Source organism: Colwellia psychrerythraea (assembly GCF_000764185.1).
In the GTDB taxonomy this organism is placed as follows: Bacteria; Pseudomonadota; Gammaproteobacteria; order Enterobacterales; family Alteromonadaceae; genus Colwellia; species Colwellia psychrerythraea_B.
Window position 1 is genome coordinate 117,807 of sequence record NZ_JQEC01000039.1, and the last position, 22,603, is coordinate 140,409.

Annotated in this window: 18 protein-coding genes and 1 other RNA gene; 6 read left to right on the plus strand and 13 right to left on the minus strand. The window is 38.6% G+C overall.

The window, feature by feature from the left end:
* Positions 1–32 precede the first annotated feature (32 nt).
* On the minus strand, positions 33–557 hold the full coding sequence (locus GAB14E_RS09585; RefSeq protein WP_033082752.1) for an NADPH-dependent FMN reductase: 525 nt from the start codon (positions 555–557) through the stop codon (positions 33–35).
* A gap of 144 nt (positions 558–701) precedes the next feature.
* On the opposite strand from GAB14E_RS09585, the gene GAB14E_RS09580 reads away from it, so the two are divergent.
* Positions 702–1,634 (plus strand): LysR family transcriptional regulator, encoded by a 933-nt coding sequence (locus GAB14E_RS09580; RefSeq protein WP_052093747.1) that lies wholly within the window; start codon positions 702–704, stop codon positions 1,632–1,634.
* Between the two features lie 70 nt (positions 1,635–1,704).
* On the opposite strand, the gene GAB14E_RS09575 is transcribed toward GAB14E_RS09580, so the two are convergent.
* Both GAB14E_RS09575 and GAB14E_RS09570 read right to left on the minus strand, forming a co-directional pair.
* Positions 1,705–2,382, minus strand: a complete 678-nt coding sequence (locus GAB14E_RS09575; RefSeq protein ID WP_033082753.1) for a DUF2982 domain-containing protein — start codon at positions 2,380–2,382, stop codon at positions 1,705–1,707.
* A 46-nt stretch (positions 2,383–2,428) separates the two neighbouring features.
* Positions 2,429–2,872: a DUF4124 domain-containing protein gene (locus GAB14E_RS09570; RefSeq protein ID WP_033082754.1), complete on the minus strand. Its 444-nt coding sequence runs from the start codon at positions 2,870–2,872 to the stop codon at positions 2,429–2,431.
* 147 nt (positions 2,873–3,019) lie between these two features.
* Here GAB14E_RS09570 and GAB14E_RS09565 point away from each other — a divergent pair, with 147 nt between their 5' ends.
* A complete protein-coding gene (locus tag GAB14E_RS09565; protein ID WP_033082755.1) occupies positions 3,020–3,907 on the plus strand; it encodes a peptidoglycan DD-metalloendopeptidase family protein in 888 nt (295 codons plus the stop codon).
* Between the two features lie 59 nt (positions 3,908–3,966).
* Here GAB14E_RS09565 and GAB14E_RS09560 read toward each other — a convergent pair whose 3' ends face one another.
* From GAB14E_RS09560 to rsmE, 7 genes are all read right to left on the minus strand, one after another.
* Positions 3,967–5,115: an ABC transporter permease gene (locus GAB14E_RS09560; protein ID WP_033082756.1), complete on the minus strand. Its 1,149-nt coding sequence runs from the start codon at positions 5,113–5,115 to the stop codon at positions 3,967–3,969.
* Complete coding sequence (locus tag GAB14E_RS09555; RefSeq protein WP_052093748.1) at positions 5,112–6,071, minus strand: ABC transporter ATP-binding protein; 960 nt, start codon at positions 6,069–6,071, stop codon at positions 5,112–5,114. Before GAB14E_RS09555 ends, GAB14E_RS09560 begins: the two co-directional genes overlap by 4 nt.
* Positions 6,068–7,036, minus strand: coding sequence for an HlyD family secretion protein (locus GAB14E_RS09550; RefSeq protein WP_033082826.1), 969 nt, complete (start codon positions 7,034–7,036; stop codon positions 6,068–6,070). Before GAB14E_RS09550 ends, GAB14E_RS09555 begins: the two co-directional genes overlap by 4 nt.
* A gap of 222 nt (positions 7,037–7,258) precedes the next feature.
* A complete protein-coding gene (ruvX, locus tag GAB14E_RS09545; RefSeq protein WP_033082757.1) occupies positions 7,259–7,705 on the minus strand; it encodes a Holliday junction resolvase RuvX in 447 nt (148 codons plus the stop codon).
* A gap of 81 nt (positions 7,706–7,786) precedes the next feature.
* On the minus strand, positions 7,787–8,434 hold the full coding sequence (locus tag GAB14E_RS09540; RefSeq protein WP_033082827.1) for a YqgE/AlgH family protein: 648 nt from the start codon (positions 8,432–8,434) through the stop codon (positions 7,787–7,789).
* A gap of 83 nt (positions 8,435–8,517) precedes the next feature.
* Positions 8,518–9,480 (minus strand): glutathione synthase, encoded by a 963-nt coding sequence (gshB, locus tag GAB14E_RS09535; protein WP_033082758.1) that lies wholly within the window; start codon positions 9,478–9,480, stop codon positions 8,518–8,520.
* Positions 9,481–9,682: 202 nt separating this feature from the next.
* Positions 9,683–10,417: a 16S rRNA (uracil(1498)-N(3))-methyltransferase gene (rsmE, locus tag GAB14E_RS09530; RefSeq protein WP_033082759.1), complete on the minus strand. Its 735-nt coding sequence runs from the start codon at positions 10,415–10,417 to the stop codon at positions 9,683–9,685.
* A gap of 164 nt (positions 10,418–10,581) precedes the next feature.
* Here rsmE and GAB14E_RS09525 point away from each other — a divergent pair, with 164 nt between their 5' ends.
* Positions 10,582–11,184 (plus strand): DUF3313 family protein, encoded by a 603-nt coding sequence (locus GAB14E_RS09525; protein WP_033082760.1) that lies wholly within the window; start codon positions 10,582–10,584, stop codon positions 11,182–11,184.
* A 128-nt stretch (positions 11,185–11,312) separates the two neighbouring features.
* On the opposite strand, the gene metK is transcribed toward GAB14E_RS09525, so the two are convergent.
* Positions 11,313–12,500, minus strand: coding sequence for a methionine adenosyltransferase (gene metK / locus GAB14E_RS09520; protein WP_033082761.1), 1,188 nt, complete (start codon positions 12,498–12,500; stop codon positions 11,313–11,315).
* A gap of 183 nt (positions 12,501–12,683) precedes the next feature.
* Complete coding sequence (gene murI / locus GAB14E_RS0123100; RefSeq protein ID WP_331386601.1) at positions 12,684–13,529, minus strand: glutamate racemase; 846 nt, start codon at positions 13,527–13,529, stop codon at positions 12,684–12,686.
* A gap of 157 nt (positions 13,530–13,686) precedes the next feature.
* On the opposite strand from murI, the gene GAB14E_RS09515 reads away from it, so the two are divergent.
* From GAB14E_RS09515 to GAB14E_RS09505, 3 genes are all read left to right on the plus strand, one after another.
* A complete protein-coding gene (locus tag GAB14E_RS09515) occupies positions 13,687–15,024 on the plus strand; it encodes an MFS transporter (RefSeq protein ID WP_033082763.1) in 1,338 nt (445 codons plus the stop codon).
* A gap of 704 nt (positions 15,025–15,728) precedes the next feature.
* Positions 15,729–20,720, plus strand: a complete 4,992-nt coding sequence (locus GAB14E_RS09510) for a collagenase (RefSeq protein ID WP_033082764.1) — start codon at positions 15,729–15,731, stop codon at positions 20,718–20,720.
* A 122-nt stretch (positions 20,721–20,842) separates the two neighbouring features.
* Positions 20,843–21,505 (plus strand): hypothetical protein, encoded by a 663-nt coding sequence (locus GAB14E_RS09505; protein ID WP_033082765.1) that lies wholly within the window; start codon positions 20,843–20,845, stop codon positions 21,503–21,505.
* Between the two features lie 450 nt (positions 21,506–21,955).
* Here GAB14E_RS09505 and ssrS read toward each other — a convergent pair.
* Positions 21,956–22,136: non-coding RNA, 6S RNA (gene ssrS, locus GAB14E_RS24560), on the minus strand.
* Between the last annotated feature and the right edge of the window lie 467 nt (positions 22,137–22,603).

The following is a 22,603-nucleotide window of genomic DNA, read 5'->3' on the forward strand; positions in this document are numbered from 1 at the left end:
TTCGCTAGGTTTAGCACTATTTTTACGCTAATTTAGCTAAGCTGTGCAAGGACAGATTGCAATTCATCCAGTATTATTGGATTAGTGATTTGTTGCTTTTCGTTGTCGAAATTATCAAAGAAACTTGGAATTGATAAACTGCCTTTTACATCCGCTGCAAAATAAGGGGCCGAACCTGTTGCCGCTGTAAGTACTGTTTTAGCGCCACCAGGTCCAGGTGAAGTGGCTAGTAAAACCATAGGTTTATTTTGGAATAACTTCATGTCGATACGAGACGTCCAATCAAATAAATTTTTATAAGCGGCAGTATATGAGCCGTTGTGCTCGGCAAATGAGATGATAATAGCATCCGCTTGGCCCAGTTTTGCGTAAAAAGCTTTGGCAGCATCAGGTTGACCTAAAACTTCTTCTCTATCTTGACTAAATAACGGCATTTCATAGTCATTAATATCTAATATTTCTACTGTGGCATTAGGTACAAGTGAGGCGGCGTAAGTGGCCAATTGTTTGTTGATGGATTTTGAACTGCTGCTTGCTGCGAAGGCTAATAATTTCATGGTGATGCTTCCTTTAACTTTTAATAAGGTTTAATTAAATATCTAGTGACTAGTAAATAAATGACTAAACACTTTGGTATGAAGCAAGTATATAACTATAATCGAACGTAATTAATACCCTTAAATGAGAAAAACTATTTCCATATGACTCATAATAACCTTAATCCAAGTAAAGATACTAAGCTTTTTGATGGCATGGTGATCTTTACCCAGGTGGTTGAGTGTGGCAGTTTTTCTGGTGCCGCAGAAGCGACGGGCCACTCAAACTCTTACATTAGTAAAACACTTAATAAACTTGAGGCACGCGTAGGTGTGCGTTTATTAAATCGTACTACCCGCTCTATTAGCCTTACTCCTGAGGGACAAGTTTATTATGAGCAATGCCAGCAGTTAGTGCTTGATGCGCATGATGCAATGTCGTTGTTAACACAAAGTCATATAGAGCCCAAAGGTGTGCTTAAAGTGAGCTGTCCGACCTCTTTTGCTGAAAGTCATTTACAGGAAGTAGTATCGACATTTATGCGACAGTACCCTGAAGTAAGCTTGGTATTAGATTTAAACGATAGGCATGTCGATTTGGTACAAGATGGATTTGATCTCGTTATTAGGGCGACTGAGCAATTGGCTGAGTCCAGTTTAGTGTGTCGTAAAATATACAGCTGTAAAGGTTATACCGTCGCATCCCATGATTATTTAAAGCGCTTTGGCGTGCCTAAAACGATAGAGCAGCTTAAGTCTCATCAGTGCATTTGTTATAGTAATTTAAAGCAAGCCAATAAGTGGTCTTATACTCATATCAATGGTACTGATAGCCAGGTCGAAGTGAAAGCTAAGTTACTATGCAACAGTGCAAGTATGGAGTTATCTATGGTACTTGCTGATCACGGGATTTGCCGCTTACCAGAGTTTGTTATGGAAAAAGCACTTAAAGAACAAAAGTTAACAATATTATTTAGTGATTATCTCATGCCTACTATTAATGTTTATGCTATTTATCCGAGCCGAAAACACTTATCCCCTAAAGTACGGTGTTTTATTGATTTACTGGTTGAGAAAATGCCTAAGAATACCGATTAACTATATATTTTATCCAGTGTTATGGTGATTTTTAGAGTACAGTTCTAAAGTACAGCTACATAAATATAACTCAGTTATATTTTTCAGAAGATCTCTTGCATTGATTGAGTAAGCTACAAAACTCATTAAGTTCGCGATCAAGGGCGGTCTCGGGGATAAATAAGTGATAGCCCAATGCTTTATGTAATACGCTAGTATGATGCATAAATGCTGCTAGAGGCCCTTTCAATACTTCACCAGAAGGTAATAGAAAGGGGCTAAAGTTGATCTGGCTTTGCTCTAGGGTAAGAAATTTTAACTTGATAGCCAAGGCTAACAGAGGCCTTTGCTCGTGTATGAGTCGATTCGCCAAGCGTGGTGATATGGTGTTGGCAAGTGTCGAAAGCTCGATCAAACGTATACCGATATAAGGCAATCGTATCTGAGTTAGCCCTAAGGTTTCATTCATTAAAGATATACGTTGGATTTGTTGCCAGTCAAGTTGCCATTGACCGTAACTATGTTGATATTTTATGCCAATAGGATTAAGGCATAAGCTGTATCTTGGTTGAAGGTATTTCGCTAAACCTGTTATGAATAACACCAATTCAGCCAAGTATAAAAAGGTGATCACTAACTGAAATTGTCGCCAATACCCTTGGCTAATGGTTAGTGTAATAATAAATAAAATAACTGCAAGCAACATTAAAAAAAGCGCATGGTGATTGCCTTGCGCTTTAATTTTTATGAGAGGTAAGCTTTTTACCATTTTTATCTCAATCAGGAACTAACTAAATTATATTCTGGTAATAAAACTAGCGACAGCTTTTCTTAATTAACTTAGTGAATTTTTTCTTTTGAGCAGTTAGTTGTTGCTCACTTTGATAAATTCGCTCACCATCTGGTGACATTAGGTAAAGCCGACCGCCTTGTTCATAAACTGCAAGTTCGCTTTTGAGTTGATTGCAATAATTTTTGTTTTTTTGAACTTGTTTAGCATCTTTCTGTTGTTGCTCTGCTTTAGCTTGTTTTGATTTGTTATAGTCTTGCTGCCATTGACTATTGTTACTGACAGAATTTGAAATGTTATTATTTTCTTTTGGTTTTATTGTGGTGACTTTTTCATCATTAATTGGTTTGTCGCTAAAGTGAACTTTGCCGTCTTTATCTGTCCAAGTATAAATCTCTGCGCTTAAGTTAAATGACACAGTACTACTTGCAACGAGTAAGATAGTGCTTATAAGTTTTAGCTTTTTCATGAAATCCCTTTTCTATTGTATTGCTTAATTTGTGATTGAAGAAGTTAACCCACCTTTATGGTGAACCATAATCATGGCTTTATTTGAATGTAACAGCTTGCTATGATTATTTTAAAGTTTTTTATAAGTTAAACAAGGATGATTTTAATGAAGGGCTTATTGTTAATATTACTTATCGGCATTACTTATTCCCACGCTGGTCAAATGTACAAATATAAAGACGTGAATGGCAACTGGGTTTTCAGTGATAAACCACCAGAAAAAAAACAAAGTTTTGAAACGTTAGAGTATAAGCAAGATAAAAAGCCGACTACTAGAGTTAAGCTCTATTATGTTAAAAATACTGAAGGTTTTACCCTGCATGCTGAAAATACATTTTTCATGCCCATTGAAATCGGTTTCATTTCACCGATCACTCAAAAATCGATAAGAAAAGTCATTCCTGCCAGAGATAGTCTTGCGTTATTTCACAGTAATAAAAAAACTGCCAAGGTAAGCTATCGTTGGGTACTAGGCGACCCCGCCAGTATTGCTGAAAACTACCAATATCATGCGCCTTTTAGTTCACCTAAGGGGCATAGGATAACTCAAGCCTTTAATGGCAAGTTTTCCCATACCAATGAATACAATAAATATGCAGTTGATATTGCAATGAATGTTGGCACTTACTTAACTGCTGTGCGTGCAGGCACGGTAGTATGGGTAAAAGATGATTACCATATGAGTGGTACTACGCGTTATTTTTTAGACAAGGCCAATGTCATTAAAGTACTGCATGATGATGGCACTTTTTCCTCTTATGCACATATTTTGATGGATACCGCACTGGTAAAAGAGGGTGACAAAGTTGCTCTTGGCGATAAGTTGGCTCGCTCAGGCTCGTCAGGATTTTCTACCGGACCTCATTTACATTTTTCTATTATTAAAAATTCTGGTCTAAAGAATATTGCTATACCTTTTAAGTTTCTCGATAATAAGGGCGTGGCATTTACCCCAAAAAGAGCAATGATAATGGTAGGTTCCAGTAAGCCTTAACTTCATGTTAACGCTCTGTATTAAAGCTTACTTTGTCGTTTAGGCTGTGTACTAAATTGCTAATCAAGAGTCTTCTTAAAACGAAGTGCAGCAACAAGTAGTCCTATACAGGTAAATGCAACCAACCAGAGCATATCAAATCCCATCTCAACCACAGTAACATCACGTAATACTACGCCCCGAATTAAGCGAATAAAGTGTGTTGCAGGCAACGCTTCGGCAATATATTGTGCGGCCTCTGGCATGCCCTCATAGGGAAACATAAAACCGGATAACAATATCGATGGCAGTAAAATAAAAACAGTCATTTGCATTGATTGTAATTGGCTCTTGGCAATGGTTGATATCACTAATCCAAGCACTAAGCTGGCGCAAATAAACAGCAAGGTAGCTAGGGCAAGTTGGGCAAAGCCGCCATTAAAGGGCACGTTAAATAGCCAGTAACCCATGCCTAAAATAATAGCAACTTGAATGATGCCAATAAAAATATAGGGCACTATTTTACCTATCATTAGTTCAAGTGAGGCTAGTGGGGTGGTAATTAACATTTCCATATTACCGTGCTCTTGCTCTCTCACGATCGCGGCAGAGGTGAACATTATCATGGTCATGGTTAATATCACTGCAACTAACCCAGGCACTATATTAACGACACTACGTTGCTCTGGATTATACAATAAAGTGACTTCAAAGGTTGGAGTATTGCGGTTAGTGGGTTTATCTAATAGCTCGGAAAGTGGCATATTACGCAAGCTTTTAATACTACTGGCTATCATAGTATCTGAGCCATCCACTAACCACTGCGCTATTGGCCGGCTAGTTTCTTCTTTACTCGATGGCGGTAAACCAAAACCGACGCTTGGGTGTCTGACTAAACGCTGACTAACATCTTTTGGAATAATCAATACCGCACGAACTTCACTAGTATCTATTGCCATTTGTGCGGCTTTTATCGAATGATAACTGTGAGTGAAAGTAATAACACCTGTGGCTGATACCGTTTGTTGTAATACTCGGCTGAGCGCAGTTTGGCTGTGATCAACAACACCGACCGGAATATCTCGAACATTGGTATTTATCGCAAAAGCGAATAACAGTAATTGAACCAGCGGGATCATGATGACCATACCAAAAGTCATTTTATCGCGACTAAGCTGTAGTAACTCTTTGATAACGATTGCTTGTATTCTTAATAAAGATGAGTTCATCGTGAGATTGCCTCCTTACCAGTACAAGTAACAAAAACATCTTCTAAGCTTGCTCTTACTAAGGTGAACTTATCCTTGTTAGTTAAGCAAGGCTGTTGCTGTAAGAAGTCTATTGGTTGTGCAACGGTTTCGTTAATTAATACTCTTAGATGAGTACCTAGTTGCGCAGCTGAAATCACCTGCGGCAACTTAGTTAAATTGTCTTTGATGTGACGCAAATCATTGGCTTGAATTTCAACAATTTTTGCTGGCAGTTTGGTTATTAATGCCTGCGGAGAATCGTCAGCTTTCTTGATGCCATCTTCTAAAATAGCGAGTTTATGACAACGTTCTGCTTCATCCATGTAATGGCTTGAAACTAGAATAGTGGTGCCTTGATCACAAAGATCAAATAATTGCTCCCAAAACTCCCGACGATTTTGCGGATCAACAGCGGAAGTCGGCTCATCTAAGAATAATAACTTAGGTTTGTGTAGCACTGCCGCGGCAAGCGCTAAGCGCTGTTTCTGTCCGCCACTCATGCTGCCTGCAAGTTGTTTGCTCAACCTTGTTAACTGATAAATACTAAGCAATTCACTTAAACGTGCCTTTTGCTCGTTCGCGGTTAAACCATAAATTCGGCTAATAAACTGCAAGTTCTCTGTAACAGTAAGGTCATCATAGAGTGAAAACTTTTGCGTCATATAACCAATTTGTAAACGCAACTTATTGGCTTCTTGCGGTAAGTTGCAGCCTAAAACACTCACTTGGCCACTGGTCGGTTTTAACAAGCCTGTCAGTAAACGAATAGCCGTGGTTTTACCTGAGCCATTTGGGCCAAGAAATCCATAAATAGTTTGTTTTTCAACAGTTAAATCTAACGCTGATACGGCTGTTAATTGACCAAAGTTTCGCGTTAATTTACTAGCACTTATGGCAAAACCATCAAAATTTTCAGTGTCCTTGCTAATACTCATGGCATTTGCACTTGCGTTGGTATGCCCATAGGTAAGTTTGCAGCACTATCAGGTAATTGTATCTCAGCTAAATACATTAAGTTGGCGCGCTCTTCTTGGTTTAAAGCAAAATAGGGGGTAAAAGCAGGCTCTGATGATATCCAACGAACTTTACCTATAATAGGATCGCTTAAGCCATCAATATGTACAGTTAACTTATCAGCAACCTTTATCTTTACTCGGTAGGGCTCAGGCACATAAACGCGTGCAAATGGTGCCTTGCCGGCTAGCACTATCGCCACAGGGCTGCCTAAGGTGACACGCTCTCCTAAATTCCACGGCAAGTTATCTAATAGACCATCACGTTTAGCGGTAATAGTTAAGTCTTTAAGCTTTTTCTTTTCGCTATCTACTACTGCAATTGTCATTGCTAAAGCAGCCTCGGCAATTTGTAGGTCTTCAATACGCGCACCATTAATAAGCTGTAATAATTTTTCTTGGGAGTTATGTAATTTTGCGGTATTTTCATCCCGCGAGGCGAGGGCTGTATCTAAGGTTGCTTGACTGGCTAATTCTTTTTCAATCAGGGCTTGAGCACGTTGATAGTTGGCTTCACTTTTCACTAATGCTGCTTTTGCGCCAGCAACTTGTGCCGATGCTGCAGCCACTTCTTCTGTCCGGGCGCCATTATGAACCTTTTCTAAATTCGCTTTTGCTTGCTGCATTTGTGCTTGTGCTTTAGCAACGAAGGCGTTTTGAATCGTATCATCGAGTTTTACTAAGACAGTACCTTTAGTTACTTGGCTCCCTGGGCTAACGGGCAAAGCGGTAATTATTTCACTAACCGTAGCTGTATGAGCAATGCGCTCTCGCTCTAATGTACCTAAGGCAAGGCCAGGTTTATTACTATCGCAAGCACTGAGTGTAACAAGTGCAAAATGTAGTAACAACAGATAGGAAAAAGTATTGAAAAATTTAGCCGGCATGATCATTCATCTCCTTGAAATATAGACTGGTTTTTAGTCTAATCTCAATCAGTTAAAAGTCAATTGATTATCTAATTAGTGGTTAGCTTACTGGTAGGTAAATCATCTAACTCACCTAGCCAAATTGCATGGAGTAGTCGGTGAGTGATTAAATGTTTTGATTAATTATTTTTTTAACTGAGGTAATAGATCGCAGAAACCCTCAGGAATTTAGCACTATAATTAATCGTACTGCTGTTCAAAGTAGCTCTCAATAATTAGTCGTGCCGATTCCGCATCAATGTTATCTTTGGAAAGGTTTTTATAACCCCCACGAGAAAAAAGCTGTTCTTTGGCATCAGCAGTGGTTAAACGCTCATCTTGAAACTCTACTTTTATACCAAAACGGCCATGCACTCGGTTACCAAATTTCTTAGCGTCTAGGGTAAGTTGTTGCTCACTTCCATCCATATTTAACGGTAAACCAACCACAATAAAATCTGGTTGCCATTCTTTCAAGTATTTAGCCACATTGTCCCAATGTGGAACACCATCATTCGCTTTAATTGAGCCAAGTGGTGTAGCACTACCCGTAATTTCTTGCCCTACGGCAACACCAATATATTTTTTACCAAAATCGAAGCCGATAACTGTACGTTGGCCAATAGGTGATTTACTTCTAATAGACATTTTTTTCCTTGGGCTGTATTTAATATGTAATCAAGATTGAATACAGCGGTGATTAAGATAAGGCAGTTGAAAGGCCAGCAATTACGCATGACCAATATCAGAAGATAAATGAGCGAGATCTATACCCAGTTTTTCAGTCGCTTTTTTCCAACGTTGCTCAATGGGAGTTTTAAAAAGAATATCACTGTCAGCTGGCGTTGTTAACCACGAGTTGGCTTGCAACTCTTGCTCAAGTTGACCAGGGCCCCAGCCGGCATAACCCAAAGTTACCATAAATTGTTCTGGCGCTTTTTCGGTACCCAAAGCCATTAAAATATCTTTTGAAGTGGTGATCATTAACTCTTTGCTTAATGCTAATGAACTGCTCCAGCCAGTTTGTGAGCTATGCAGGACAAAACCACGCTGCTGAGCAATAGGGCCACCAGACAAGACTAATTGCTCTAAGCTGTTGGTGAGATCCGTCACTCTATGCCTTTCAATGTTATCAGTTAAATTACTGTTATCATCGATATCATTGCTTGTCCGGTCACACTCATCTCTAGATTTTTCATCTTTTTCTGGTTCTATTTGTTCAAGAAGCTCCGACAAGGTGATATTTACCGGCAAATTAATGATCAGACCCATCGCGCCTTCTTCATTGTGCTCACAAATATACGTAACCGTTTTATTAAAATAAGGATCGCCCAGAGCAGGCATGGCAATTAATAATTGGTTTTCCAAACTGATCATCGCTGTAGACTTACCTGTTTTAAGTTCGCTTTTAAACTTTGCATTAAGCTCTGATATTTGTAGTTTTGCCATGCAAGATCCTCTTATTTTTTAATATTATCTTCAATAGCATCCATCAGCTTGCCGCTAATATTTATTGGGTAAGCGGCTTCAATTTCACGGATACACGTAGGGCTGGTGACGTTAATTTCAGTAATTTTATCACCGATAACATCAAGGCCAACAAAGTACAGACCACGTTTTTTCAATTCAGGTGCAATAGCATCTGCAATCGCTTTATCACTGACACTGAGCGGTCGAGCAACACCTCGTCCGCCAGCAGCCAAGTTACCACGAGTTTCACCTTTAGCAGGAATACGCGCTAAACAATATGGCATAGTTTCACCATTAACAATGAGGATACGCTTGTCACCATCGGCAATTTCAGGCATAAATTCTTGTACCATGGCATATTGCTCGCCATGGTTAGTTAAGGTTTCGATAATAACACCAACGTTAGCATCATTCTGTTTTATACGGAATATTGAAGCGCCACCCATACCATCAAGGGGCTTAATAATGACATCTTTTTCTTTTTGGTGAAATTCGCGAATCTTATCACTGCTACGGGTTACTAAGGTTTTAGGGGTAAAGTCACTAAACCAAGCGGTAAATAATTTTTCATTACAATCACGTAAGCTTTGTGGCTTATTAACAATAAGCGTACCTGCAACTTCTGCACGCTCAAGCATATAAGTGGCATAAATAAACTCAGTATCAAAGGGGGGATCTTTACGCATCAATACTGCATCTAAGTCACTTACGGCTATATCTTGTGGCTCAGACAATTCATACCAATGTTCGCTATCATCAAATACTTTAACTCTGTGCATTGTAGCGCGACACTGGCCTTGCTCAAGGTATAAATCCTTCATTTCCATATAATAAAGTTCATAACCACGTTGTTGGGCTTCAAGCATCATCGCCATTGATGAGTCTTTTGCCACTTTAACTTGGGAAATAGGATCCATTACTATGCCGAGTTTTATTACTTTACTTGTAGTCATTTTTTATCCTGCTCAATGTTGATTTTAACGCTGTAGTTGAAAGTCGCAATAAATGTTGCTTAACGTATATCTATCTTTGTTCATCTTATAATTAGCTGTTTTTAATTTGAATATGCTTAAATCAATAACAAGGGCAACCCCTAATCGATATTAATCAAGAAGGTAACTTTTAACCCAGCTGTAGTGAAAAATAATTATAAACTTAGTGTAAATCACCAAAACGACATTGTAATGCGGTAATTGCAGTTAATGCCGCTGTTTCTGTGCGTAACACTCTAGGTCCTAGCAGAACATCAACAAAATTATTATCATTGGCTTGAATGATTTCTTCATCACTTAAGCCACCTTCAGGGCCGATTAGCAAGCGAACACGAGTATTCTCCATGGGTAAACTCATAATTGAGTGTTGAGCCTTAGGATGTAAATTTATTTTTAAAGCGCTAGTTGGCTGTGTTAACCAGTCAGCTAACAACATTGGCTCAGCAACTACGGGGACACTCGTACGGCCACTTTGCTCACAAGCACTAATGACTATTTTTTGCCATTGTTGGCGTTTTTTCTCAAGACGTTCTGCATTGAGTTTTACTCCACAGCGTTCGGTAAATAGCGGCGTGATAGTATTTACGCCAAGCTCAACCGACTTTTGTAAGGTAAAGTCCATTCTATCACCGCGGGATATACCTTGGCCCAAATGGATATTAAGTGGCGACTCACTGTTATTTTCTTGTTGCGAGTTTATTTTTATATCTGCAGATTTTTTACTGACATTACATAGTGTTGCTGAATATTGAAAAGGTTCTTCGCCATTAAAGAGGGTAATGGTATCGCCGTTTTTTAGGCGTAAAACACGTACCACATGTCCAAAAGCGTCATCTGATAAAGTCACAGTTTCATTAACTGCAAATTGGCTTGCTTGATAAATTCTAGGGTTACGCATAAATAAGGCTTATAAGTAATTCATAATTATTTAACTAAAATAAGGGCGATACAGGTAAAAAACAATGTGTATGTGTATAAAAATGTGCTCTTTTATCGGTTTCATTTGACTCCCTATAAGATTACTTGTAATTTCTTAGGCAATATAAATAAAAAGGAATGACAATGAAAAAAATTATACTTACCACGCTCGCGGCGGGTGTACTTTCGTTAGGTTTAGCCGGTCAATCAGCTATTGCTGGTGAAATAATATCTGTAGATAAGAACTTTGCTAGCCCAATTATTTCATTAAGTGGTTACAATAAAGTTTATATCCAAGACTTAGACCTTTCTCATACTAAAATTATTTCACCACCTTGGATTGAAAAAGATAGTTTTCATTGGAAAGTTACAGACAGCAACAAAGCTCATTTAAAAGATCGCTTTAAAAAAGGCGTTGAAGCAGGTTTAACTGAAAATAACGGTCGTTATGAAGTTGTTGGAAAAGAAGGTAAAGGCGTATTGATTGTTGATGTTGAAATTATCAGCTTTATGCCGTATGCCCTTCAAGAAGATAAAGAAGTGACAACAAAGGGAGCCGGTGAGTTTCATTTGTCAGTTCATTTACGTGACGGCAAGAGTAGAAGCCTGATTCACATATTTGAAGGTACGGTTGCGATTGGCAGTGATTACCAACCAAATACTGAAATGGCGCGTGCTAAAGAAGCTAAAGAGTTATTTAAAGCGTGGGGCAAGAGCTTACGTAAGAAGTTAGACGCTGCTAACTAGGCTTTTCTTTAATACAGTAACAGCTAAACAGTAAACATAAAAAAACCAGCTTATCTAATAGATACGCTGGTTTTTATGTATAGGATATACAGTAGCTAGTGGAGACAGGATGTCTAGGAGCAAGCTAACTATATACCCGCAGCTTTACGTAAATCGTCAGCTTTATCGGTTTTTTCCCAGCTAAAGGCGGTGAAAGTATCATCACCAACAGTCATTTCAAATGGTTCACGACCAAAGTGACCGTATGCAGCCGTTTGCTGATACATAGGGTGTAATAAATCTAACATTTTAGTAATGCCGTATGGACGTAAGTCAAAATGCTCACGTACTAACTCTACTAACTTTTCTTCAGATACTTTGCCGGTACCAAAGCTATCGATTGAAATTGAAGTAGGCTCAGCAACACCAATAGCGTATGAAATTTGAATTTCGCAGCGTTCGGCAAGGCCAGCAGCAACAATGTTTTTAGCAACGTAACGACCAGCATAAGCGGCACTACGGTCAACCTTAGATGGATCTTTACCTGAGAAAGCACCACCACCGTGACGTGCCATACCGCCATATGTATCAACAATAATTTTACGACCCGTTAAACCACAATCACCTACCGGTCCACCAATAACAAAACGACCTGTTGGGTTGATATGATATTTAGTTTCAGGAGTAAGTAACTCAGCAGGTAATACATGCTTGATAATGTTTTCCATTACCGCATTAACTAAATCTTCTTGTTTAATATCAGGGTTATGCTGAGTAGAAAGTACAACGGTATCAATTGCTACCGGTTTGTTATCTTCATAGATAAAGGTTACTTGTGATTTTGCATCTGGGCGTAACCAAGGTAAAACTCCTGATTTGCGTGCTTCAGCCTGGCGTTCAACTAAGCGATGTGAATAGTATAATGGCGCAGGCATAAGTGTAGGTGTTTCATTAGTGGCGTAACCAAACATTAAACCTTGATCACCAGCACCTTGCTCTTCTGGTTTGCTTCGATCAACACCTTGAGCGATTTCAGGTGATTGTTGACCAATCAAATTCATGATGCCACAAGTTGCGCCATCAAAACCAACATCTGAAGAGGTATAGCCTATTTCACTAATCACATTACGGGTAAGTTTTTCTAAATCAACCCAAGCATTAGTTGATACTTCACCAGAAATAATAGCAACACCTGTTTTTACCATAGTCTCACATGCAACACGGGCATGTTTGTCTTTGGCAATAATAGCATCTAATACCGCATCAGAAATTTGATCGGCAATTTTATCAGGATGGCCTTCAGAAACAGACTCGGAAGTAAAAAAGTGTCTAGACATAAGTCCTCAGAAAATTTGAGTTATACAAAATAATGTGGAGATTCTACACCTGTTGAAATCAACTATCTAGCTTTTTTACGCCTAGACGGCTAAACGTCTCTATTTTTTTGGATTTATTGAACTAGATTAATTTGTCGGATATTACACTTTTAATTCAAGTTTTTGAATAGTAATGTATTTATCTTATAGTTGCTTTAAGGTAAGTGGTTTTTGCCAAAGTATATTAAATACATCTTCTTGTTCACTTGTCATGAGTGAACTGAAAAATTGGTGTTTTCCTTGCCTTTTACTGAATGAATTTAGGCTTTTCTCAGCTAAAATTTTAGTTAATTGTTGTGTTACCGGTGCGGCTGTTTCAATAATATTAACTTGGCTACCCGCTATAGCGCTTATTTGGTGTTGAACAAAAGGGTAATGAGTACAGCCCAAAACAAGGGTATCTATGCCTTGTTTAATTAAAGGTCTTATATATTCCCTTAATAACTCATGGCATGCAGGGCTATGTTGTTTTCCTTGTTCAATAAATTCGACTAAACCAGGGCAGGGCTGAATAAGTACTTGTGCGCCATTATGATGAAGATCAATCAAGTCTTTGAAACGTCGATTTTCACTTGTTGCTTGAGTCGCTAATATTGCCACTTTTTTACTGATGCTTTGCTTGGCGGCGGGTTTAACTGCGGGTTCAACACCAATAATAGGCACGGTTACTTGTGCTCTAAGTTGCTCAATGGCGTTAACTGTTGCGGTGTTACAGGCAATAACTATTGCTTTAACGCCTTGGGAGATAAGTAGCTTGCTAATAGTGTTAACACGCTCAATGATAAAATCGACCGACTTCTCACCGTATGGGGCATGAAGACTATCGGCAATATAGATGATGTTTTCATGGGGAAGTTGCTGAGCAATACATTTTGCGATTGAAAGTCCACCAACACCTGAATCAAATACGCCGATAGCAGCTGAGTTATCAGTGACTATATGGCTAAGTTCTTGATTATTTTTCTGAATAGGTTCTTGATTAGAGATGATCTTTGCTCAATTACATTAAATAGGTTGTTCTAGCTAAATTGTATTGCTTTTAACAGCAAAAAACCAATACAATTAGTTATATAAGGTTTTTTGTTTATAAAGTGTTGTTGTAGTTTGTACTAAGTTGTTTCAGCTTGTCTGCTGATAAAGGAAATTCATGTCAAATGTTGTCTCAGTAAAGCGCTTTAAGCAATTCCCACAGTTAATGTGGATCTTATTATTTGGTTCATTTATTACCCGTGGTAGTTATTACATGGTATGGCCATTTTTAGCGGTTATTCTCTATGAAAAATTTGCTTTGTCTGCCACCAATGTTGGTCTTATTCTTTCAAGTGCAGCGGTTATTTCAGTATTCGTAAGTTTTGTTGGTAGTGCGTTATCTGACCGGATAGGTAGGCATCAGTTAATGTATGCCAGTGGTGTTTTATATATCATTTCGTTTTCGTTATTAGCACAAGTGGACTCTATTACCGGTTATGCATTAGTGATAACTTTATGTTCAATTGCGACCGCGTTATGGCGACCATTAACCTCGGCGTTAATTGGCGATATCATTGATGATAAGACTACACGTGAGCTGGCTATGCAGTCACTGTATTTTGTAGTTAATGTTGGTTGTGCAGTTGGTCCCATGTTAGGGCTTTGGATGGGTCTAACAGGTGAACAATCAAGCTTTTATATTACCGCAGGGGCATTTGCCTTTTTATTAGCGTTGTTATGGTGTGGGTTTCATCAACACAATAAACTTGCTAATGAAAATGAACTAACAGCTAATCAAGAGCTAACCAAGCTAACTGCAGATAACAGAGAAATCGACTCTGTAGATATTCAATGCCAAGCTAAAGTAAAAGCAAAAAGCGCTGAAGGTAACCAAATTATCAATGTTTTAGTTGCTGATAAGTTATTGCAGTGTCTTATTTTTGCCAATATCCTCTGTATGTTTATTTATGCACAAATGGATAGCTCGCTTATACAATATTTAACGCGTGCTGAAGTGCCTGACTTATTGCAGCTCATTTCTTCAATGATTTTTACCAATGCCTTAGTCATTATTTCAACGCAATTTTTATTATTAAAATTAATGGCAAATTTATCATTAGTTAGTCGAATTCAAATAGGCTTAGTATTGCTGATGTGTTCACAAATTTGGTTAGCGGTGAATCCATTAACACTCTTTTGGGGCTGGATAGGCGCTATTGTGGTAATGAGCTTGGCGGAAACTATTTTATTTCCAACCATGAATGTTCATATTGACCGTTTAGCACCTGATCATTTACGTGGTGCATACTTCGGTGCTGCTTCGTTTTATGAGTTTGGTTATGCTATTGCTCCATTAGGAGGAGGCATCATTCTCGACCAACTTGGAGGCCCTTGGTTGTTTTTCATTACTGCAGCGTTAACCTTGATAGTGATGTACCTTTATAGCACTTTAGATAAGATGCCTCGACCTGATTTTACTAATGTATTAGCGGTGCAAAAAAGACTTAGTGAATAATAAAGTGGCCACTTTAAATGCCATCATCTTGACCAGCAAGGCATTGATAAAAGCGTTTATCTTTAATGCACTGAGGACAAACACCGTCGTAAAAGGCGGTAATGCACTTCTTCTCATTAGTCATAACACCCTCACTTTATACAATAATACCCCCACCTACTTACTTAAAGTTCACCGTTCCTGCTCAAGTTGATGCAGAGTATATTCTCTTAAATTCAAGGCTAATTTAGTTGATGATAAAGAGAAAAAACGTATCAAAATAAAACTAACATTAACCGTGCATACTATGATGACGCGATAGTAAAAACTATTTTTAATTCATTAAAAAATAAAAAAACCTTATAAAAAACCAAATAATTATTTTCATGTTAAAGCAAGGCTTACAACTTAACCTATTGAAAATAAATTAAACATTTCTCAGATGACTTTAAATTAGATTAAGTTATGTTGAATATCGTATGCAATAAATCACTCTGTAGTACTGTAATGAAAATCTAGCTAATAGCTAAATGATTGTGGGTGGAATATAGCAATATTAAAAATAGCTTACTCCTCGTACTACTCTTTTCTTATTTTATTCAAACGCCAGTCATTATGAAGAAGGAAAATTTATTGGTAATAATCTATTTATCTTATTCAGCGAAAAATCTAAAAAAATAAAAGCCTAAAAATATAAGTACAAAAAATAAAAGGTATAATGAAAAATGAATTTACTTAAACAAATTAAAGTAGCGACGATAGTCGTTTTCAGTGCTGTTTGTGGTCAAGCTGTGGCTGAAAATAGTTTAAGCCAAGATACACCCATAACAGGTATTTCGGCACTGACCGATAATGAAGCTTTATATTATATCGATTTGACAACAAGAAGTGATTTAGCCATTGACATTGCTGCAGATAATGGAGACGCCGATTTGTTTGTCACTCTCAATGGCGAAACTGTCTGCTGGGCAAGAAACGGCTCAACTAGTCAAGAAAGTTGTGCCATTAGTAATGCTGAACCGGGTCGTTATGAAATAACGATCAAAGCGTTTGCAGCGTTTAATAACCTCATCTTAAGCGCTGGTACACAGCTACTAACCTATCAATATAACTGTGAAGGTGCGATTGACAATATAATCATTCGTACAACCGATGATATGCTTGATGGCACAGAAGCTTGTCAACGTATTGTTGCTACTGAAGCACGGTTTCACCAGGTATTCCCTGGCAGTGACTTACCACTTGATGGTGATTTAAATGAGACTCTATATATCAATGTTTTTTCTAGCCATGAAGAATACGAGAATTTAGGTCGCGATATTTTTAATCAGAACAGTGATACAGGGGTTTACCTTGAATCAGCCCCCGAGAGCGTTAATGCTCGTGCTAACGTGATTACATTCAATGCCAGGGATGACTGGTCTGATGGTGAAAGTTTCATCTGGGCTTTTACCCATGAGTCTATCCACTACCTAGACGGCCGTTATCATAAAAAAGGACGTTTTGGCGGATACACCGGCAGTCATAGTATTGATTGGTGGACTGAAGGTTTAGCTGAATGGTTGTCAAAATATGACGAAAGCATGAATGCCAAGCTTGCTTTAAGCCCACATTCCTATACGTTATTAGACATTTTTGACTCGACCTACGATTCCGACGTTGATACATATGCTTGGGGCGCTCTAGCGGTACAGTATTTAGCAGAGCAACAAGCTGCAGGCACGAAACAACTAATCAACGCCATGCGTATTGGAGACTGGTCGACTTATGACTCCTTACTGGAAACATTTTCCAAAGATTATCAGCAAGGCTTTGAAACGTGGAAAAAAGGTCAATTGCTTGATGGTCTTCTCGTGAATGCAAAACCACTAATCTTGGGGGTAGAGCAAAATACCACCGCAGAATTTGGTCATCTTTATTATATCGACATTGATGAGACTACGAATAATTTTTCAGCCGTATTGACTGGCGGTGGTGGTAACTTTGATATGTATATAGCCAAAGATCGCTTGCCAAATATGTATGATACTGACGCTATTGATTGTTTTTCGATAAACGATGATTACAATAATGAGGAACGTTGTAATTTCGCTGCTCCTGAAACCGGTCGTTATTATATTTTATTGGATGCACCTGGATATTATATCAGTGTCAATGCCACGTTATTAGTGAGCGAACAGGTTGCCAGTGAGCACGTATTCGAACGTTGCCAATTAGAATTACCTTATTATGACCGTACTAATATTACTGCTGAATTATCTATTGCCAACAACCAAGCCGAATTAATAAAACTCTACTGGTTACGTAATAATAATAAATCAGGAAAAAGCACTTTTATAACAGATATCAATGCCGGTTCTACTTGGATTGCTGATAACTGGGTGGTCGGTGACCGCTTGATATTAGCTCATAGTGATTATAGCTGTATCGGCGTTGCCGCACTCGATGCCTTGAATAATACGTTGGTCGTTGCCGAAGATGACTCGATAGCGCAGTCGTCAAACAATAATGATGAAACTTTTTCAGGAATATGTGCTGCTGAAACAGCTTATGCCACGCCTCAAGATATCGAAGCGCATATCGCGTTAACTAATACCTTAGATCAATCTATTCGAATTTATGGCTTAAATTCAGCCAATGGTCAACGCAGTCGCAATACCTATGCCGAAATAGCCGAAGGCGAACAATGGAATAGCTCTGGTTTGAATGTTGGTGAAAAACTTGTTATCACCGATGCAAATAACAACTGTCTTGATGTATCTGAGTTAACGGGCAACGATAATCAAGTAAATATTACTGAAGCAGGCACTGATAATAACAGTCAAAATGTTCCATATGGCGCTATTTGTGTAGCTGAACAAAGTTATAAACCAACTGATTTGGCAGCGGTAATTAACATTGTTAATGAAGATGATCAGGAGCTTCGTTTGTACTGGTTAGTGCCAGAAACAGGAATGCGCTACTCTGGAAGAGAAGCGGTGCTTGCTAAAGGAGGCTCTTGGAGTGGTGGTCAGTATTGGCAAGAAGAGGGCATTAACTGGTACCAAGGTGAAAAAGTTGTTATTACCGATAAATACGATAATTGCCTGTCAGTATCAACCATGGAAAAAAGTGTTACCACAACAATCGTAACCAGTGAAGGTATCACTTCGGTATTTGAAGAGGCTGAAATTGGCGCTACTTGTGCAAACGAACAAGCCTATGATGATGTTTTCAGTTTGAACGTTGGTGTTTCAGTAACTAATGAGCTAGATGAAACCGTAACAGTGATGTGGTTAGACACCGATGGTAGTCGCGGCAGCTGGATGTCGGATCTTACTCCGGGACAAAGTTGGGATCGAGATAACTGGAAATTGGGCGATCGTCTAGTGATCACCAATCAGTACGGCAGTTGTTTAGATGCGCCTCGATTAGATGGTTTAAGCAATAACTTTACCGTCACTCCTCCTGATAACGTAGAGAAAGAAATACTAGATATCCCTACTGGCGATGTAGGTCTTACTTGTGATGCAGAGCAGGCTTATGATGATAGGACAGACATCACTGCCGCATTTTCAATGACCAATACCAGTGAGCAAGCTTTTAAAGCTTACTGGTTAAGTACAAGTGGTAACCGTAGTAGTTTTATGGGCAGTTTTGCGCCAGGGCAAACGTTCAGTGATGACCATTGGCTTGTCGGCGATCGCATGGTGATCACCGATAAATTTGATAATTGTTTAGATGTAGCAATTCTTGATGCAACCAGCAATCAATTTAAGGTGACGCTTGATAGTGTTAACAATATTGACAGTGATCATGATGGCATGGATGATGAATTTGAACTCGCTAATGGCCTAAATGTTGGTATTGATGATTCTCAACTTGATGCTGATAATGATGGTTTGAGCAATATAGAAGAATATCTTAGCGGTACTAATCCACAAAATGAAGACAGTGATGGTGATGGCGTAAATGATAAAGATGATTTTGCTCCTAATAACCCCGATGTTACTGAGGCACCAGAAGTTACTATTTTAGTCATTGATGATGACAACAATGGACCAGATGTACTTGATTTTTATACTGAAGCCCTCGATGCCCTTTATTTAGGTTATGAAACTTGGGATACAGAAAATAGTGATAATGAACCAACGGTTGAACAACTTAGCCAATATCAACAAGTAATTTGGTTTACTGGTGGTAACGATAGTGACGCTACAGGACCAAGCACAGAGTCAGAAACAGCATTAGCCAGTTATATGGACAATGGCGGTTGTTTAATGTTTAGCTCGCAAGATTATCGTTATAACCGTAAAACTACGGATTTTGCCAAAGAGTACTTCGCTATTTCCACGATTAGTGAAGTTGACGGTGCTAAAGATGAAGTTATTGCTTCAGATTTTTTATCTGGCTTGGGTAATTTTGCATTAAATCCACTGTTTAAAAATTACAGTGATGCGGTCACCCTTGATGGTGCACAAGCGATATTTGAAAATGGTGACGGTGAAGTGCTTGGTTCATATGTAAACAATGGCGTTTATCAATCGGTGTTTTTAGGTTTTGCCCTTGATGCCATTGTTGATGTTAACGAGCGTGTCGCTATTTTAGCGCCTTTAATCGCTGATTGTGCCGAAATAGGGAATAGTGAGCCAGGGAATAACGAACCAGTTATTTCAGGTACACCCGAAACATCAGTAGTGGCAGGAAACAGCTATAACTTCATACCCCTGCTCTCAAACATTGAAAATGATGGTTTACTGTTTAGCATTGAAAATAAACCTCATTGGGCAGATTTTAATAGCACAACAGGCGAGCTTAGCGGCGCACCATTATTTGCTGACATCGGCACGACTACAGATATCATCATCAGTGTTAATATCGATGAAATACCGCTTTCCTTGCCGTCATTTTCATTGACAGTTACTGAAGCAGCTGAAATTCCAACTAACTACTGCAACATTACTTCAAATAATAATAGCTATGAATGGATTGAAAGTATCAGTATTGGTGAATTCAATAATCAAACGGGCCAAAATGATGAGGGTTATGGCGATTACACTAGCAGTGCCGTAGAAATTGCAGTTGCTCAACCGGTAAACATCGAATTAGTCAGCGGTTACAGTGGCAGCATCTATCAAGAGAAATGGATAGTTTGGTTTGATTTCAATCAGAATAATGAGTTTGATGAAAGTACTGAAAAATTCTATTTAGACAGAGTGAAAAATAGCTACATTGGTGACTTAGTTATTCCTGCTCAGTATCTTGGCATAACTACTAGAATGCGGGTGGTGATGTCAGCTAACTCCGACGATATAGTTTGTGGTTCGATAGCTTATGGTGAAATTGAAGACTATACAGTGACTTTTATCGATACAGCTGCTCCACCTACTGAGCCTGAAGACGTAACAGAGCTAATCAATATTACTGCTACAACTCCACTGCGCGCTATTTATAATCGAGCAACTCGGAATATGGTTGCTTCAGCAACACTGTCATATAATAACAACTCAGCTCAAACCTTAACTCAGGCAAGAGTATATTTTAATATCATCGCAAATGGCGATGTTGATATGCCACTCGCTGATGGCGTTGATGATCAGGGGCGCTTTTATCAAGACCTGAGCATTGAGACACAAGAAATTGCGGTAGGCGAGTCTGTTGAACTACCTATTCAGTTTGTCTATGGGCGTCGTACTAGAATGAGCTATACCACGACAATAATGGCAGTAAGCCAATAAACGAGTAAAAAACAGTTAAGGGTCTCTAGGGGCCCTTTCCCTTGTTAGCTTAAAACCCAACTTTAAAAATAAATTAAAACTTAAATAAAATATAAATTAAAAATAAAGAAGTAGGAACAATTATGATTAAATTATCAAAAATATTACTTGCCGGCATGTTGTCACTTTCTGCATTAACATTGCCATCAGTGGTACAAGCCAATCTCATTGGGAATGGTGATTTTAGCAATAACCTCAATGGTTATGACAGCTGGAATGTTGAAGTTAGCGGTGAGCAAGCCATGTTAAATGATGCTGACTTTGAAGCCGAATTGTCACAGGGCGTTGCCATCGATAGTTCGATATCATATCTATTCGAGTTTGATTTTGTCAGTAATATAGCGGCACCAGATCCACAAGGGTTTTCTGACATGTTCATTACCAGCTTGTATTTTTCCGTAGACAATGTTTTAGATGTTTTCTCTGATGATTTTATCGGTCTTTTAGATATAGACGGTTATGGAATCGCTTATGATGAAAGCTTCGCTTTAGATCCATCGTCGACTTCGGCTACTTTTAGCTTTGAATTTAGTGTCGATGACTTGCTTGGCCCTAATAACATAGGTTATGTATTTATTGATTTCTTGTTGTTCGACAATGATGGAATTTGGGCTAACAGCACAGTGAGTGTAGATAATATTTCTTTAACCGCAGCAGCGACCGCTATTCCTACGCCATCAAGTATATTGTTAATGTTATTGGCGCTAGGTCTTATGGCATACCGTAAGAATAATTACAGTCGTTGAATACTGTTTGAGTTAAAATAAAGACAAAGCAAAGGCCGTATTTATGGCCTTTTTTATTTGAGTTATTCCTCTTTGTTTAAATCAGCCTGATGTTCTTTCTACAGCATGTACTTTCATAAAGACAAACTTTCACTAATGTAAGGGCAGAGTCACGCGGAAATTTAGTTGATATTGTGAGGCGGATAATAAAGAAAGTCGTCGCTTCCAAGGTGCCGCAGGGAGTTAGTTCTGAACACTGTGTGTCATTCGTTAAGGTAAAAGTAGAGTTACGCGGAAATATGATTGATATCGATTGTTGTACAAAGAATTTTTTTGAAGAAAGTCGTCGCTTCCAAGGTGCCTCAGGGAGTTAGTTCTGAACACTGTGTGTCATTCGTTAAGGTAAAAGTAGAGTTACGCGGAAATATGATTGATATTGATTGTTGTACAAATAATTTTTTGAAGAGGGTAGTCGCTTCCAAGGTGCCGCAGCTAGCTTAGTCCTGAACACCGTGTGTTCAGGGCGGAAATATCATGCTAACCGTAGGCTTCCCGATACGAGCCGGGCTTGCGCAAAAGTTAATAGTCAATATCCTAAGGTAAAACTTATCGGCTCAGGGACATAGTTCGCACACAAACACCCCAGAAGACAAAACCAGTATAGCGAAAAAAATATCATCAAATAAGCTTTTTTTTGTAATCTTTTACTGAGTGTTGAGTAATCATTCGTTATGTTTTATTTTTAAGCTTTAACTGTTGTTAAATAAGGGGGGACCCATATCTGTGAGTCATATGGATTGCTATGCCCAAAGTAGTAAGTACTGTTAAACATAAAACAGCCTGTTTTTCGTGATGCCCTTTTTGTCAAGTCCTACCTTCCCATCGAGCACATTGTAACAATACTCACGTTTTGTATAGTCATAACCTTCGAAAAGACAAACTAAGGCGTGATTCTTAGGCCTAATAGCTATGCTCAAAACAGAAGTGTTATCGTTATCGACTCCGAACCCCATAATTTTCTTGTATATCAGGTTTATCTTGGCTCCAAATGAAATGACTGTCATTAGCCTAGGTTACTGAACTATAAATAATTATCAGAATAGCTAGTAAAACCTTCAT